This is a genomic window from Pararhizobium gei (assembly GCF_029223885.1).
In the GTDB taxonomy this organism is placed as follows: Bacteria; Pseudomonadota; Alphaproteobacteria; order Rhizobiales; family Rhizobiaceae; genus Pararhizobium; species Pararhizobium gei.
In genome coordinates this window covers 3,026,387-3,041,265 of record NZ_CP119409.1, presented here as the reverse complement: position 1 = coordinate 3,041,265, position 14,879 = coordinate 3,026,387, and the positions used below count along the sequence as shown (strand labels likewise).

The 14,879-nt window shown below is 60.3% G+C and carries 13 protein-coding genes and 1 pseudogene; 7 read left to right on the top strand and 7 right to left on the bottom strand.

The window, feature by feature from the left end:
• Nucleotides 1-218 precede the first annotated feature (218 nt).
• Nucleotides 219-2,318 carry a putative bifunctional diguanylate cyclase/phosphodiesterase gene (locus tag PY308_RS14790; RefSeq protein WP_275783903.1) on the top strand — a complete coding sequence of 700 codons (2,100 nt, stop codon included), beginning with the start codon at nucleotides 219-221 and terminating at the stop codon, nucleotides 2,316-2,318.
• Here PY308_RS14790 and PY308_RS14785 read toward each other — a convergent pair whose 3' ends face one another.
• A complete protein-coding gene (locus PY308_RS14785) occupies nucleotides 2,319-3,503 on the bottom strand; it encodes a benzoate/H(+) symporter BenE family transporter (RefSeq protein ID WP_275783902.1) in 1,185 nt (394 codons plus the stop codon).
• A 96-nt stretch (nucleotides 3,504-3,599) separates the two neighbouring features.
• Here PY308_RS14785 and PY308_RS14780 point away from each other — a divergent pair.
• The 6 genes and pseudogenes from PY308_RS14780 to PY308_RS14755 form a co-directional block, all read left to right on the top strand.
• Nucleotides 3,600-3,695: pseudogene (locus tag PY308_RS14780) on the top strand (integrase core domain-containing protein); the annotation flags it as partial.
• Between the two features lie 117 nt (nucleotides 3,696-3,812).
• Nucleotides 3,813-4,520 (top strand): hypothetical protein, encoded by a 708-nt coding sequence (locus PY308_RS14775; protein ID WP_275783899.1) that lies wholly within the window; start codon nucleotides 3,813-3,815, stop codon nucleotides 4,518-4,520.
• Between the two features lie 126 nt (nucleotides 4,521-4,646).
• Nucleotides 4,647-5,591, top strand: coding sequence for a helix-turn-helix domain-containing protein (locus PY308_RS14770; protein ID WP_275783896.1), 945 nt, complete (start codon nucleotides 4,647-4,649; stop codon nucleotides 5,589-5,591).
• A 178-nt stretch (nucleotides 5,592-5,769) separates the two neighbouring features.
• The gene (gene adh, locus PY308_RS14765) at nucleotides 5,770-7,278 is read left to right on the top strand and encodes an aldehyde dehydrogenase (RefSeq protein WP_275783893.1); all 1,509 of its coding nucleotides are present in this window, start codon (nucleotides 5,770-5,772) and stop codon (nucleotides 7,276-7,278) included.
• Nucleotides 7,279-7,439: 161 nt separating this feature from the next.
• Nucleotides 7,440-7,826 carry a DUF779 domain-containing protein gene (locus PY308_RS14760; protein ID WP_275783891.1) on the top strand — a complete coding sequence of 129 codons (387 nt, stop codon included), beginning with the start codon at nucleotides 7,440-7,442 and terminating at the stop codon, nucleotides 7,824-7,826.
• A 147-nt stretch (nucleotides 7,827-7,973) separates the two neighbouring features.
• On the top strand, nucleotides 7,974-8,567 hold the full coding sequence (locus tag PY308_RS14755) for a GNAT family N-acetyltransferase (RefSeq protein ID WP_275791145.1): 594 nt from the start codon (nucleotides 7,974-7,976) through the stop codon (nucleotides 8,565-8,567).
• 10 nt (nucleotides 8,568-8,577) lie between these two features.
• Here the strand turns inward: PY308_RS14755 and PY308_RS14750 are convergent, their stop codons facing one another.
• The 6 genes from PY308_RS14750 to lgt all read right to left on the bottom strand — a co-directional run bounded on the left by PY308_RS14750 (nucleotide 8,578) and on the right by lgt (nucleotide 14,747).
• On the bottom strand, nucleotides 8,578-9,510 hold the full coding sequence (locus PY308_RS14750; RefSeq protein WP_275783888.1) for a ribose-phosphate pyrophosphokinase: 933 nt from the start codon (nucleotides 9,508-9,510) through the stop codon (nucleotides 8,578-8,580).
• 189 nt (nucleotides 9,511-9,699) lie between these two features.
• A complete protein-coding gene (locus tag PY308_RS14745; RefSeq protein ID WP_275783886.1) occupies nucleotides 9,700-10,581 on the bottom strand; it encodes a hypothetical protein in 882 nt (293 codons plus the stop codon).
• 82 nt (nucleotides 10,582-10,663) lie between these two features.
• Nucleotides 10,664-11,815, bottom strand: a complete 1,152-nt coding sequence (locus tag PY308_RS14740; RefSeq protein WP_275783885.1) for a M24 family metallopeptidase — start codon at nucleotides 11,813-11,815, stop codon at nucleotides 10,664-10,666.
• Nucleotide 11,816: 1 nt separating this feature from the next.
• Nucleotides 11,817-12,611 (bottom strand): peptidoglycan editing factor PgeF, encoded by a 795-nt coding sequence (gene pgeF / locus PY308_RS14735; RefSeq protein ID WP_275783882.1) that lies wholly within the window; start codon nucleotides 12,609-12,611, stop codon nucleotides 11,817-11,819.
• A 154-nt stretch (nucleotides 12,612-12,765) separates the two neighbouring features.
• On the bottom strand, nucleotides 12,766-13,860 hold the full coding sequence (locus PY308_RS14730; RefSeq protein ID WP_275783879.1) for a class I SAM-dependent methyltransferase: 1,095 nt from the start codon (nucleotides 13,858-13,860) through the stop codon (nucleotides 12,766-12,768).
• Nucleotides 13,857-14,747: a prolipoprotein diacylglyceryl transferase gene (gene lgt, locus PY308_RS14725; protein ID WP_275783876.1), complete on the bottom strand. Its 891-nt coding sequence runs from the start codon at nucleotides 14,745-14,747 to the stop codon at nucleotides 13,857-13,859. Before lgt ends, PY308_RS14730 begins: the two co-directional genes overlap by 4 nt.
• Between the last annotated feature and the right edge of the window lie 132 nt (nucleotides 14,748-14,879).

The window sequence follows — 14,879 nt, the reverse complement described above, 5'->3', positions numbered from 1 at the left end:
GTCTGCGCGGACGCGGCTCCATAACCGAGAATGCCGCAAAAGGCAAGCAAACCACGACATCGCACGGAAATCCACCGGCAGATGATCAAGATGCTGCATTCACACGCCACGCGGGAGGCGGTTGCCTCCTTGGTAACCATCCTCCGCATGAAAGGAAACGGCGTTAAACTCTGTTAGGCTTCACCATGCATGGTGCGCCATATCGGAACGGGTGCCCCATGCTCAAAATTCTCTCCTGCATTGCAACGGAACATGATTACAGATTGCTCGCTCTCGCCGTGCTTGTCTGCGGTCTTGGCTCGGTGCTGACGATGCGCCTGTTTGCCCGGGTGCGCCGCACGACAGGCTTCCAGAAGATGAACTGGCTGTTCCTGAGCGGGGTCATCGGCGGATCGACGATCTGGACAACCCACTTCATCGCCATGCTGAGTTTCCAGCCTTTTCTGCACCACGCCTATGAGCCAACCCTGACGCTTGCCTCGCTGGGAGTGGCAATGGCGATAACGACGCTTGGCTTCTTTATTACATCCCTGCGGTTTACCGGAGTGACCATCGAACTTGGCGGAGCCGTTGTGGGGGCCGGTATCGCGGTCATGCATTACATGGGCATGATGGCCTATCAGATTTCGGGGTATCTGGAGTGGGACCGCCGTTATCACCTGGCGTCCGTGCTGCTGGGATTGGCTTTCGGCGCAGTGGCGACCAGCCGGATCGCACGACCGGTTACCCGCTTCTGTAAATATGGCGGTGCCCTGGCGCTCGTGCTGGCGATCGTCACTGTCCATTTCGTCGCCATGGGCGCCCTGACCATCGTGCCCGACGCGACGATCCTGCCTTCGGCGGCCCTTATTCCGGACAGCCTCCTTCTTGTCATGGTGCTCACCATGATCGGTCTTATGCTGGGCCTTGGGGCTTCGACCTACATTATCGATTTTCACTCGAACAATCATGCGGCCGAGCGCTATCGGCACCTCGCTCTGCATGACCCGTTGACTGGACTGCCCAACCGCACCTACCTTGCCGAGCGCCTGGAAGCCACGCTCCGACACCAGAGGGATGAGACCGCACGGGTGGCCGTTCTGTCCTTCGATCTCGATCGCTTCAAGGAGGTCAACGATGTGCACGGACATGCGGCCGGTGATGCGGTTCTGAGGATCATTTCCGAACGTATGGCGAAGGTGCTTGGCGAAGGCGAGTTTCTGGCACGCGTCGGCGGCGACGAATTTGTCGCCCTGGCGTCAGATCTGTTCCAGAAGAGCGATTCCCGGAATTTTGCGGCGAAGCTGGTTGCCGAGGTTGTAAAACCCGTGAACTGGGGAGCCCAAACCTTCCTGGTCGGGACAAGCGTCGGCATCTCCATGTTCCCTGCAGACGCCCATAACGCCGAAGAGCTTCTGGCGCAGGCCGACCTTGCCATGTATCGCGCCAAGCTGGCCGGCTCAAACGCCGTTCGCTGCTACGAGCCGTCGATGGATGATGCCGCGCGCAATCGCAGCGTTCTGGCGATGGACATGCGCCAGGGCATTGAACGCAACGAGTTCGAACTCTATTACCAGTACCAGAACAACTCGATGACACGCGACGTGATCGGCCTGGAAGTGCTGTTGCGGTGGCATCACCCTGTCCGCGGTATGGTCCCGCCGATGGAATTCATCCAGATCGCCGAGAAGAACGGGTTTATCCATGAACTCGGCGACTGGGTGCTGCGCACGGCATGCAAGCAGGCAGCATCCTGGCGCAACCCGATAGGGATTGCCGTCAATGTGGCGCCGGCGCAGCTTGCCGACCCGAATTTTCCGGGCCGTGTCGCTGATATTCTGACAGAAACGGGCCTTTGTGCATCCCGCCTCGAGCTGGAAATTACCGAGTCCGGCATTTTTGCCGATCAGCAGCACGCGCTGACCATCATCCGAAGATTGAAGGATCTGGGCGTCAAGATCGCCATGGACGATTACGGCACCGGCTATTCGTCGCTTTCGACGCTGCAGAATTTCCCCTTCGACAAGATCAAGATCGATCGCGCCTTTGTCGATGGCGTCACGAGCAGTCGGCAATCTGCCGCGATCGTACGCTCGACGATCATCCTGGCGCAGAGCCTCGATATCCCTGTTCTTGCGGAGGGTGTCGAGAACGAGGCACATATGGATTTCCTGCGCGGCGAAGGCTGCCTGCAGGTGCAGGGATATCTGTTCGGCAGGCCGATGCCGGTCCGCGACATCGATCACGTGGTCAACGGGACAGGATTTGCTGCTCAACATCCTGCAGCGGTCGTGGGCGCGATTGACCTGCCCGTCCAGGGGGCGCGTGCCGCCGCATGATTACCGGCGACGCGACCGCGTCAACCGGGCGAGCGCCAGCATAAGGCCACCGGCGAGAAGACCCCAGAATGCACCCGAAATACCCGCGAAACCAACGCCGGACGCGGTGACGAGAAAAGTCACGGCCGCTGCCTCGCGGCTGTCCGGCTCCTTGAAGGCGGCCATGGCAGAGCCCGCGAAGGCCCCTATGAGAGCCAGCCCCGCCACCGCCTGTATCAGGATCGGCGGCGCAAGGCTGACGAAAGCGGTCACCGCGGCTGCAAGCAGGCCGAAGACGACATAGCCGGCTCCCGCGACGATTGCTGCCCAGTACCGCCGGGCCGGGTCCGGGTGCGCGTCCTCGCCGGCACACATGGCCGCCGTAATCGCTGCCAGATTGACGGCATGGCCACCGAAAGGGGCGCTCAGGGCGGAAAAGACACCGGTCGTTGCAAACAGGGGACCCGGCTGGGGCTCGTATCCGTTCACTTTCAGCACGGCAATACCTGGAATATTCTGCGATGCCATGGTGACGATGAAGAGGGGGAGGGCGATGCTCACCAGCCCGGCCAGGCTGAAATGCGGGGCGACCCACGCGGCATGCGGCACCAGCGTCGCTGAAATCCGCGCCATGGCGTCAGCCGGCATATCGACACCGAAGGCAAGAACCAGCACGAAGGCGAGCAGGGCCGCCGGGACTGCAAACAACCGGTTGATGCTCCCGACCACGACCCAGGCGAGAACGATCGGCAGACCGAGAAGCGGATCGAAGGCGATGGCCTTGGCCGGCGCGAAACAAAGTCCGATCAGGACACCCGCCAGCATCGCATTGGCCAGCGCCGCCGGTATGGCGGCAACGGCGCGGCCAAGCGGCTTCCAGAGCCCGGCAAGAACGATCAGAAGGCCGCAGATCAGAAAGCCGCCAACGGCCGTGTTGAATCCGCCTTCCACTGCGCCGGAACTGGCAAGAAGGGCGGCTCCGGGTGTCGACCAGGCGATGCTGACGGGCAGGCGGGTAGCGAAGCTGAGAACGATCGCGCAGACTCCCATCGAAATCGACAGCGCCATCAGGCCCGATGCCGCCTGCGGCTCGCTTGCGCCGACGCCGGTCAGGCCGTGCAGAACGACGGCAAAAGAGCTGGCAAAGCCGACGAAGGCGGTGAGCAGGCCCATGAACAGGCTCTGAAGCGAGAAGTCGCGAAGCATGAAGCAAACCGTAAAAAATGGAGACGGGATCGCCATGCCCTATCACATCGACATTCCGGTGCAAGCCTGTGGACCTTAAGGAAAGAATTCGCGACCGTAACCGTCGATTTCTCACGTCCGGGAAAACCTAAGAACAACATTTTGATCGAGGCATTCAGTGGCTGGTTTCGATCGGAGTGCTTGAACCAGCATTGATCCAGCATCCGGTGGTCCAGAAACCTGGGCAGGTCAACGCCGTTGAGCCTCTATTGGCAACCTTGACTTGAGAATTCTATATGCGACACACAGGATAAAAAGGAGCCCCCTTAAATGATCAATATGTTTGTCGGTGATTCTCATTCCAGGCAATTTGTCGGTGCGTCATATGGAATATTTTGCCATTACGTTTTCTCTGGAGCCACCGTTAAAGGTTTAGCAAATAGCGTCTCCAAGACCGGCCACGCAAAGCTAATCAAGGAAGCCGTCGCAACCGAACAGGAAAAAACGGTTTTTCTAATGTTTGGCAGTGTTGATCTGGATTTCTCGCTTCAAAGAGAATTTTGCCTTAAAGAAGAAGTCGACGTTGAAAAATTTCTAACCGACCGGATCGATACTTATCACGCTTTTATTCAAAGCCTACTTGATGCTGGTCGAAAGTCGGGTGTAATCAAAAAGCTGATTGTGATCTGCCCGCAAGTATCTCCGCTCGTATCCGATAATTTTTTTGTTCAGACACCAAAACACATTCGGCTAGATCCTGCACTTCTCAAGAAAGCCGCTCAAAGATTTGATATTTCGGACGAAGCAAGGGCACGTCGCGTAATTCTGTTCAATGATGCCTTGCATGGAAAAGTCTCAGATCTGCGTGAAGTCAGCACGATACGGATTGACCGCCAAATGGTCGACGAAAACTACAGAATACTGGGGAATTTTATTCCCAAGTCTCCAATCGAGCATCATGCGGTTTTATCTCAAACGCAAAAATTATGGGGACCAATTTTAAACGAATATATTACCGATCATATTATTGTTGGTTAAATAGCAATGATCGGAGTGGTGGGATCGGGCTAAAGGGAAGATGACGCCTGCGACAGTGGTCGCAGTGGACCTTTTGAATATTCCGCCTATAGTGGCCACACCGTCAGCCCTCGGGGAGGAGAGCAGATGAACCATTCAGATCATGTGCACGCCGTGGCAGAGCACGCCTCGGCTGCGGCCAGTTCGCCTGTCGCCGCCTCGTGGCGCCGGTGCCTGACGGTCCACGGCCTGTCTCCGGAGGAACACCGCTCACCGCTCAGGCTTTCCGAGCCGGAATTCTTTGCCGCGCGAGAAAAGTCGGCCGATCTCCTGGAGGAAGCGCGGGGCGAACTCGACCGGCTGTTCACGACGGTTGGCAAGGCCGGCTGCTGCCTGTTGCTGACCGATGGCAATGGCGTCGCGCTTGAGCGTCGGGGTGCCGCCGGCGACGACAAAGATTTTCGCGGCCTGGGTCTGTGGTCCGGCACCATCTGGAGCGAGGCGAGTGTCGGCACCAACGGCATCGGCACGGCGATTGCCGACGAACGGGCTGTCATCATTCACCGCGACCAGCATTTTCTCAGCTGCAACACGGGCCTAAGCTGTGCGACGGCGCCGATCCGCGATCATCGCGGTCGCGTTACTGCGGCGATCGACATATCAACATGCCGGGACGATGCCGGCGAAATGGCGATGATGCTCCTGTCCCAGGCGGTCAAGGATGCGGCGTCCCGTATCGAGGCCAATCTGTTCCGGCGTGCCTTCAGCGGCGCCCGCATCCTCCTCGTGCAGGACGGCAAGAGCGGCCCGGCGCTTCTGGCGATCGACAGGGACGATCTGGTCCTCGGAGCCACACGGGCGGCGCGGCTCAGGCTCAATCTGGACGACCGGCGGATCGACGCAGGCGTTCCAGCCGCAGATCTCCTTAATGAGATGCCCGCCGGACAGGGCGAGGATCTGCTCGACGCCGAACGCGCCGCGCTCCGCCGGGTGCTGTCGCGCGCCAACGGCAATGTCTCGCTGGCGGCCGATACGCTGGGGATCAGCCGCGCGACACTTTACCGAAAGATGAAGAAGCTTTCGATTAATTGACCACGGTCAGGAGGTGCTGCCTGTTTTTGCGGCATTGCAGCACGTTTGGTGGCAGTCTTGTGTCGCACATCTGATACACTTGGCCGGTCCGCCACGTCCTTGCCCCTATCGATCGGATCGGTTCTGCCGCACCTTCCTCGGCACAGATTGTTGGAGTCTGTTTCGGAGGAGAAAATCCATGCTGCACCAGAAAATCGTCGAAAACCCGTTCAAGCAGAAATACGGCAACTTCATCGGCGGCGAGTGGCGCGAGCCGCTTGGCGGCCGCTATTTCGACAATACGACACCAGTAACAGGCGGCGTTCTATGCCAGATCGCCCGTTCGCAGGCGGAGGATATCGAAGCGGCCCTCGACGCCGCCCATGCTGCCAAGGACAAGTGGGCCCGCACCTCGTCCACCGAGCGCGCCAATATACTGATGAAGATCGCGCAGCGCATGGAAGACAATATCGAGCTTCTGGCAAAGGCCGAGACCTGGGACAACGGCAAGCCGCTGCGCGAAACCATGGCCGCCGACATGCCGCTCGCCATCGACCATTTCCGCTATTTCGCCTCCTGCGTCCGTGCCCAGGAAGGCTCGATCGGCGAGATCGACCATGACACGGTCGCCTATCATTTCCATGAGCCGCTGGGCGTCGTCGCCCAGATCATTCCGTGGAACTTCCCGATCCTGATGGCAGCCTGGAAGCTTGCACCGGCGCTTGCCGCCGGCAATTGCGTGATCCTGAAGCCGGCCGAACAGACTCCGGCCTCGATCCTCGTCTGGATCGAACTCGTCGGCGATCTTCTGCCGCCGGGTGTTCTCAACATCGTCAACGGTTTCGGCCTCGAAGCCGGCAAGCCGCTCGCCACCAATCCGCGCATCAACAAGGTCGCCTTCACCGGCGAAACCTCGACCGGCCGGCTGATCATGCAATATGCCAGCCAGAACCTCATTCCGGTCACGCTGGAACTTGGCGGCAAGTCGCCGAACATCTTCTTCGAAGACGTCATGCGCGAGGACGACGACTATCTCGACAAGGCGCTCGAAGGCTTTGCCATGTTCGCGCTGAACCAGGGCGAGGTCTGCACATGCCCCAGCCGTGCGTTGATCCACGAAAAGATTTACGATCGCTTCATGGAAAAGGCGATCAAGCGCGTTGCCGCAATCAAGCAGGGCAATCCGCTCGATATGTCGACGATGATCGGTGCGCAGGCCTCCAGCGAGCAGCTGGAAAAGATCATGTCCTACATGGACATTGGCAAACAGGAAGGCGCAGAAGTTCTGATCGGCGGCGAGCGCAACAACCTCGAAGGCGAACTGGCCGGCGGCTTCTACGTCAAGCCGACCGTCTTCAAGGGTCATAACAAGATGCGGGTCTTCCAGGAGGAAATCTTCGGGCCGGTCGTATCCGTGACCGCCTTCAAGACCGACGAGGAAGCGCTCGAAATCGCCAACGACACGCTCTACGGTCTGGGTTCCGGCGTGTGGAGCCGCGATGCCAACCGCTGCTACACGTTCGGCCGGGGCATCCAGGCCGGCCGCGTCTGGACCAATTGCTACCATGCCTATCCGGCAGGGGCGGCGTTTGGCGGCTACAAGCAGTCCGGTATCGGCCGCGAAACCCACAAGATGATGCTCGATCACTATCAGCAGACCAAGAACATGCTGGTCAGCTACAGCCCCAAGGCGCTCGGGTTCTTTTGATCTCATTCTTCCTTCTCCCCGCCTGCGGGGAGAAGGTGCCCATGGGACCTGCCCAGGGCCGGCTCAAGAGAGGCCTACGAGCGGATGAGGGGCCGCTCAATCCGCCCCTCACTCTGACCCTCTGCCGCAAGCCGGGAGAGGGGACAGTTTCGGAGACAATGATGACCGTGCCCATCGCCAGCGAACCCCGCGTGCTCGCCACAAATGCCGCGCTCGACTTTATAAAGGAAATCCAAAAGGATCATCCTGACCTGCTCTTTCATCAGTCCGGCGGTTGCTGCGACGGCTCGTCGCCCATGTGTTATCCGGCGGATGACTATATCGTCGGCGACAACGACATAAAGCTTGGCGAAATCGGCGGTGTGCCTGTCTATATCAGCGCCAGCCAGTTCGAAGTCTGGAAACACACGCAACTGATCATCGACGTCGTGCCGGGGAGGGGTGGCATGTTCTCGCTCGATAACGGTCGCGAACGCCGTTTCCTGACGCGATCGAGGCTGTTCGCCGGCGGCGAGGCCTGCGCAATTCCGCTCGTCAAGCACGGCTGAGCCCGATGCGCGGCGGTACGGGCATCTGAACATATCGGCTGGACGGGCCGGGGCCGGATAGGCACAATGGGTTTTCCCGCTGCAGCCGAAGACGGCGTCGTTGCGTGTCTGTCCATTGACCAGCTTTCACCGAGAATTTTCCCACCCATGTTAGAAAACGGCTATCACGACGTTCCCGCCGGCAAGATCGCTGCCATCGTCACCCATCTTCAAATGCTTGAGCAACCCCTGGCGCGCGTGGAGCCCGAAGGACCGTGGACCCTTCGGCGTCATGAGGCGATCGATCTCGACATCTATCGGACCCTCTACCGCAGGATCGGTGCGGAATGGCTGTGGATTTCCCGTCTTGCCATGACGGACGAAGAACTGGCGGGGCACATTCATTCGTCTGCCGTGGAAATGTATATTCTGGAATCCGACGGCACCGCCGAGGGCATTGCGGAACTGGATTTTCGCAAGGCGGGCGAATGTGAAATGGTTTTCTTCGGTATTTCCGCGACGCAGATCGGCACCGGGGCGGGCCGTTGGCTGATGAACCGCGCCATCGAGAAGGCCTGGAGCCATCCCATCGACCGCTTCTGGCTGCACACCTGTACGCTGGACAGCCCACAGGCCTTGGCCTTCTACGTCCGCTCCGGCTTCACACCGTTTCGGCGGCAGATTGAAGTGCTGGACGATCCGCGGCTTTCGAAACAAAGCCAGAGACATCTTGCGCCGCATGTTCCGATCATCGTCCCCTAACGGGGGCGTTTCAATCGAACAGGCTGGAGACCGATTCTTCCTGGCTGGTGCGATTGATCGCTTCGCCGATCAGGCTGGCCGTCGAGATCACCCGTATATTATGGGCCGACTGAACTGCCGTGGTCGGCTGTATGCTGTCTGTGATCACCAGTTCCTTCAGCTTGGACGATGTGACACGCGCTACCGCGCCGCCGGACAGAACGCCATGGGTGATATAGGCCGTGACGCTGGTCGCCCCGTTTTTGAGAAGCGCTTCGGCCGCGTTGCAGAGCGTGCCGCCGGAATCGACGATATCGTCGATCAAAAGACAGTCCTTGCCGGTGACGTCGCCGATGACGTTCATGACTTCGGACTCGCCCGCCCGTTCGCGGCGCTTGTCGACAATGGCCAACTGGCAGTCGAGGCGCTTGGCAAGCGCGCGGGCGCGCACCACGCCGCCGACATCGGGCGAGACGACCATGACGTTTTCGAGATTGTAGTGTTCCTTCACGTCACGCGACAGGATCGGCACGGCGTAAAGGTTGTCGGTCGGGATATCGAAGAAACCCTGGATCTGGCCGGCATGCAGGTCGAGCGTCAGAACCCGGTCGGCGCCGGCTTCGGTGATCAGATTGGCGACGAGCTTGGCGGAGATCGGCGTTCGCGGGCCAGGTTTGCGATCCTGCCTTGCATAGCCGAAATAGGGGATGACGGCTGTGATGCGCCGGGCAGACGACCGGCGCATGGCATCGATCATGATCAGCAATTCCATCAGATGATCATTGGTCGGGAAGGATGTCGACTGAACGAGGAAAACATCCTCGCCGCGCACGTTTTCCTGGACTTCCACGAAGATTTCCTGGTCTGCAAACCGTCTGACGGTTGCTTTGCCCAGGGGCAGGTTAAGATAATTGCAGATCGCTTCGGCGAGTAGCCGGTTCGAGTTGCCTGCGAAAACCTTCATCGATGGTCCGCCTGTGCTGGCGCGGATACTCTCCACGCGAAATTCCGTAAGGCAGCTGGGTCAGATCGCCCCGAACTGATGCGGGCTTCATAACGCCCTTGACCTCGAATGCAAGGGGAATGCCGCGCCGCACTCTGCTTTATCCTAAAAACTTTTCGCTGCGCGTGGCGCAATGATGACAGGGCGCCATCAGCCTTGTTTTGAGGCCCGCCAGCTGAGGTATTCGCCGATGGTTCTTGCTGCGATGGCGCGCATCGTTTCCGGTGGCACGACCGTCCAGAGATCAGGGGCGGTAGCGTTGACCGTGTTCTGCCCCTGAATACGGTGCAGACGGTTTCCGGCGCCATCGAGCACGTCCCAGACATAGACAATGGTTGTGTTGCGGCCGTCCTTCAGCGCGGAAAAATAGCCTTTCAGAATGTGTTCGCTGGTCCTGTCGGACGCGCCCTTGATCGTCAGCCCGTGAGTGCGGGCCTCGGCTCCGAGTTGCTTGGACAGCGGCTGGACTGCCTCGACCGGTGCGCCGATGATCGGCAGAAAGCGGATCGTTCCCGCCGCCGCGGCCGGCGCGACGGCGGCGCTTGTTTCTGGTTCGCGGATTTCGGACGTCTTTGCCTCGACCTGCGGCGTCGGCTCGGTCTGAGCCTCGACGCGTTCGGCTGGTTCTTCGACGGGCGCGGCCTCAGCGGTTTCCGCAATGGCTTCGCTGCGGACCGTCTCTTGTTGTCTCGGCAGTTCACCCTCGCGCAGACGTCCTGCCTGCGCTTCCAGCGACCCGGCGGGATCGGTGTATTCGGTATCGCCCTGGACCATGTCCGTGCCCGATGGCCCGGCTGCAAAACTTTCCTGCGCGGGTGGCGCGAGCCTCGTTCCCGTCACCGGTTGCGTCGTCTGCGGCAAGACCTCGGCGCTCTGCTGCGACATGGAATCGAGATCGGCCTGGTTGACCGGGGGCGATCGGAAGGTTCCGCCTCCGACATCCACCTGCGGCGTCAGGTCGTCCATGCTGTTGCAGCCGGAAAGGGCTGTGACAAATCCAAGTGTCGCGATAAGCGTGATCGGCTTGCGCATCGTCGGTCGTCCGGTTTCTCGGTGGCGGAATGATCGAGGACCCCAGCCTCTCCGCCTGTCACCAAACGATAGCTCAATTGTCCTAAGCAGTTATGAAGTCGAGCCCGTAGCGCGAAAGGGCCTTGGGGCCGCCTTCGGTCGTCAGATAGGTCTGTCCCAGCGACATCGCCGTGCCGCTGTCGCTGTCCATGATGATCATGTGAACGAAGAGCGACATATCCGGCAGGATCTCCTGCGGATTGCCGACATGGAACATCTGATGCTCCATCCAGGAGGGAGAGAAGCGGGCGCCGAGCGAGTAGCCGCAGGCGTTTAGCCGGTGACGGGCAAGGCCGCGCTCGTCCATGATTTTCGAATGAATGTCGAAGACCGTGCCGAAGGTATTGCCGGGCCTCAACACCATCTCGATTGCCTGTATGGTCTCGCGGCAGGCGCTGTAGAGTTCGCGGTGGCGGTTGGTCGGCTCGCCGATAACGACGGTGCGCATCATGGCCGCGTGGTAATGGGCGCTGACGCCGGCCCATTCCAGGGTCAGCTGGTCCTGCGCGTCGAGCGTGCGCCGCCCGGCCTTGTAGCGGCAGAGAAGGGCATCGGCGCCGGAGCCGATGATGAATTCATTGGCCGGATAGTCTCCGCCGCCGGCAAAGACAGCGCCCTGCATAGCGGCCAGGATATCGGCCTCGTTACCGCCGGCGTGGATCAGCGGCAGGGCCGCATCCAGCGCGTCGTCGGCCAAACTCGCAGCCTTTTCGACATGGAGGATTTCGGCAGGGCTCTTGATCAGGCGCAGGCGGCTGACGAGCAGCGATGCGTCCACCAGTTCGCCGAAGCTCATCAGTTGCTGGTCGAGGAGACGGGCGATGCGCCCCGTCATCCCGTGCGTGTCGTATTCGATGCCGATGCGGGCGCCGAGCAGATCGAGATCGCTCAGAAGGTTCTTGAGGTCCATCGTCGGGTCGGCATTGACGCGATCGACCCAGACCTCGACACGTTCGATGTTGGAGGTGTGTTTCGCCTGACGCAAGTCAGCGGAACGAGTGAGAAGCACCATCGAACCATCGGCCTTGACGACCAGAGTCTGGAAGAAGCAGTAGCCGAACGTGTCATAGCCGGTCAGCCAGTACATGCTCTCCTGCGCGAAGAGGAGCATGGCGGAAAGCTTTTCCTCCTTCATCTTCGCCGTCAACCGGCCCAGCCGGCTTGCGAATTCGTCCTGCGTGAAATGCAGTGCCATGTCATGCCTCCGTCAAGGATATTGCAGAGATTTGCCGGCCATAGTCCGGCTCGCTGCGATGTGTCGTTCGGCGGTAGGAGAAAAAGCGCTCCTCGTCCGCATAGGTGCAAATGTCGAGATTTTCCGCAGTTACGCCCGCATCCGTCAGCCGCATGGTCGTCAGACCGGGCAAATCGAACATGGAATGACCGTCACGGCTCGAAGGAGAGAAAAACCGGATATAGGCCGGGTCTTTCTCGAGAAACTGCTGAACGAACTCCGCGCCCACCTCGTAGTTGCGGCGGCTGATGGAGGGGCCGAGGCAGGCCAGGATGCGGTCGCGGCGGGCGCCAAGCGAAACCATCACGTCGACGGTATTTTCAAGGACGCCGCCGAGAGCGCCCTTCCAGCCGGCATGCGCGGCCCCGACCACACGGGCCTGCGGATCGACAAAGAGCACCGGCCCGCAATCCGCGGACAAGACCCCGATGACCAGCCCGGGCGCCGCCGTAACGAGAGCATCGGCCTCTGCGCGCGTCCCGTCATAGGCTGCATCAACGATCACGACATTCGGCGAATGGACCTGATGCACCGTCGCCAGCCTGGCCGGCGGCGCGGAGAACCAGGCACTCACGCGGGCGCGATTTTCTTCCACGCATGCCCGGTCGTCGCTGGACCCCAGTCCGACATTGAGCCCTTGATAGAGGCCTTCCGATACGCCGCCTTTTCGGGTGAAATAGCCGTGCAACGCGGCGTGTCCGGCCTTTTCACGCAGCAGCGGGCTTTGCACGGGCAAGGGCAAGGCATCATCCTTCATCGGTTTCCTGCCTCTCGATGGCTGTGATCAGACGGGCTTTCCGGGTGCCGCAAAGGGTTGTCCGGGGTGATTTGGCCGGATGTTGGCCTTAACGTGCTGTGCCTGTCAATCCGTCTGCGGCGACAGTTCATGTCGCCGCCGGGCGTGCTGAAACCTATTTCCGGAAGGGGGGAAGGGCAAGATTCGGACTGCTGACGGCGAGAACCTTGAATAACTCCCCCATCCTGCCTTCGCCGGCTCCCGCCAGCCTTTCGACATCGGCACGGATGTTTTCCTGCGTCTCGACGCTCTTGTCGCGTCCCAGCACCGCCGCACGTTCGGCGAGCCCAAGCGCCAGCAGAAAATCACCCTGGTAGGTCAATCCGTTGATCTGGAGGCCCTCGGTAACAGCCCGCCGGGCAAGCTGCTCGAAATCGACATGGCTGGTGATATCAGCCTCGCCCGGATGTTTCAGCGGCGGGTCGAACTGATGGTCGCGCACCGCCTGCAGCGTGTCTCCAAGACCGGTCGCCATATGACCATAATCTATGATCAGGGCTGTGCCGCCGCTTGCGTGGATACGCGCCGCAATTGCCGTCATCACCGCGTCGCGGGCGGGTGCGATCTCGAAAATCGTACCGGTGGGAGCGTTTGTGGCGGCAGGCGGCAGCAAAGCCGGATCGATGCCCGCAACACCTGCCGCGAACATCAATTCATTCTTTGCATCGAGGCCCACCAGGCGCTCCCTGAACCCTTGCGTGGTTTTGACGAACTGGCGGATCGGGATCGCGTCGAACAATTCGTTGGCCACCAGAAGCATGAAGCCGTCCGGCAGGGTGTCGAAACTGTCATGCCAGGAAATCTTGAACTTGTGCGCCACCAGCGTCTGGCTCTGGACTTTCTGCAGGCGCTCGCTGGTTTCCACAAGGTGGACAGCGGCCGATGCATAAAGGGCGGGCGAGAGTTTGGCGATGACCCGCAGGATATCCGACATCATCGTCCCGCGCCCCGGGCCGATTTCGGCGATGACGACGGGCGAGGGCTCGCCATGCCTTTGCCAGGCCTGAACGAGGAAGATGCCGATCATCTCGCCAAACAGCTGGCTGATCTCAGGCGCGGTAATAAAATCACCGGATCGTCCGAACGGCTCGCGGGTCTTGTAGTAGCCGTAGTCCGGGTCTGCCAGGCACAGCGAAAAATAGTCGGTCACACTGATCGGGCCGGTGGCGAGAATGATCGACTTGATCTTTTCGGCGAGCGCTGTCGTCATCGCACCCCCTCTTGAGACGTTGCAACAGCAGCGCGGTGCGCGCGCAGGATTGCCCACAGGCCGATCGCGACCATCGGCAAGGACAGGACCATACCCATCGTCAGCCAGCCGCCATAGAGATAGCCGAGCTGCTGGTCGGGCTCGCGGAAAAACTCGACGAAGGTACGGGCAATGCCATAGCCGGTTACGAAAACGCCACAAACAAGGCCGGGCGTCGTGAGCGCGCGACGGGCATAAATGAGAAAGGCAAGGATCGACAAAAGCACGATGCCTTCGAGGCCCGCTTCGTAAAGCTGGCTCGGATGGCGGGGCTCCGTTCCGGCGACGCAACCATTGGCGGCCATCAGATAGGTGTTGCAGAACACGACCGCCCAGGGAACATCCGCCGGCGCGCCCCAGAGTTCACCATTGACGAAGTTGGCGACGCGGCCGAAGAACAGGCCGATCGGCACGACGGCGGAGACGACATCGAACAGCGACCAGATGGCGATCCCGTTGCGGCGGGCAAAGACGACCATGGCGATGAAGGTGCCAATCAGGCCGCCGTGGAACGACATGCCGCCGTCCTGAATCCTGATGGCGCGGATAGGCTCGGCCAGCACGGCTGCCAGGTCATAGAAAAGAATGTAACCGATACGTCCGCCAAGAACGATGCCGCCCGCTACCCAGAGAACGAAATCGTCGATCTGCACGTCGGTAATCGGCGACTGGCCGCCGCGCCACAAGGCCCCATTGCGGACAACGCGCCGTGCGTAGTGCCATCCCAGCATAATGCCGGCGACGTAGGCAAGGCCGTACCAGTGAACCTTGAGCAGACCAAGGTCGAGAAGCACAGGATCAATGTCCGGAAAAGGCATGATCGAAAAGAGGGTTGCGATTGTTTCCAAGGTCTTGCTTCATTCCGGCCGCGTTGTCGCGGGGAACATGGCCCTCCCTTGTGGGGCGGTCAAGGCGCGTCCGTCAGCGGAAAGGCCGTCATCCCACTATTTTTCCTTGCATCAACTCCTATGTGCTCCTAC

Bases quoted from the DNA above. Each gene is read 5' to 3' on its own strand.
- PY308_RS14790 (WP_275783903.1), top strand. From the start codon at position 219: ATGCTCAAAATTCTCTCCTGCATTGCAACGGAACATGATTACAGATTG.
- PY308_RS14785 (WP_275783902.1), bottom strand. From the start codon at position 3,503: ATGCTTCGCGACTTCTCGCTTCAGAGCCTGTTCATGGGCCTGCTCACC.
- PY308_RS14775 (WP_275783899.1), top strand. From the start codon at position 3,813: ATGATCAATATGTTTGTCGGTGATTCTCATTCCAGGCAATTTGTCGGT.
- PY308_RS14770 (WP_275783896.1), top strand. From the start codon at position 4,647: ATGAACCATTCAGATCATGTGCACGCCGTGGCAGAGCACGCCTCGGCT.
- adh (WP_275783893.1), top strand. From the start codon at position 5,770: ATGCTGCACCAGAAAATCGTCGAAAACCCGTTCAAGCAGAAATACGGC.
- PY308_RS14760 (WP_275783891.1), top strand. From the start codon at position 7,440: ATGACCGTGCCCATCGCCAGCGAACCCCGCGTGCTCGCCACAAATGCC.
- PY308_RS14755 (WP_275791145.1), top strand. From the start codon at position 7,974: ATGTTAGAAAACGGCTATCACGACGTTCCCGCCGGCAAGATCGCTGCC.
- PY308_RS14750 (WP_275783888.1), bottom strand. From the start codon at position 9,510: ATGAAGGTTTTCGCAGGCAACTCGAACCGGCTACTCGCCGAAGCGATC.
- PY308_RS14745 (WP_275783886.1), bottom strand. From the start codon at position 10,581: ATGCGCAAGCCGATCACGCTTATCGCGACACTTGGATTTGTCACAGCC.
- PY308_RS14740 (WP_275783885.1), bottom strand. From the start codon at position 11,815: ATGGCACTGCATTTCACGCAGGACGAATTCGCAAGCCGGCTGGGCCGG.
- pgeF (WP_275783882.1), bottom strand. From the start codon at position 12,611: ATGAAGGATGATGCCTTGCCCTTGCCCGTGCAAAGCCCGCTGCTGCGT.
- PY308_RS14730 (WP_275783879.1), bottom strand. From the start codon at position 13,860: ATGACGACAGCGCTCGCCGAAAAGATCAAGTCGATCATTCTCGCCACC.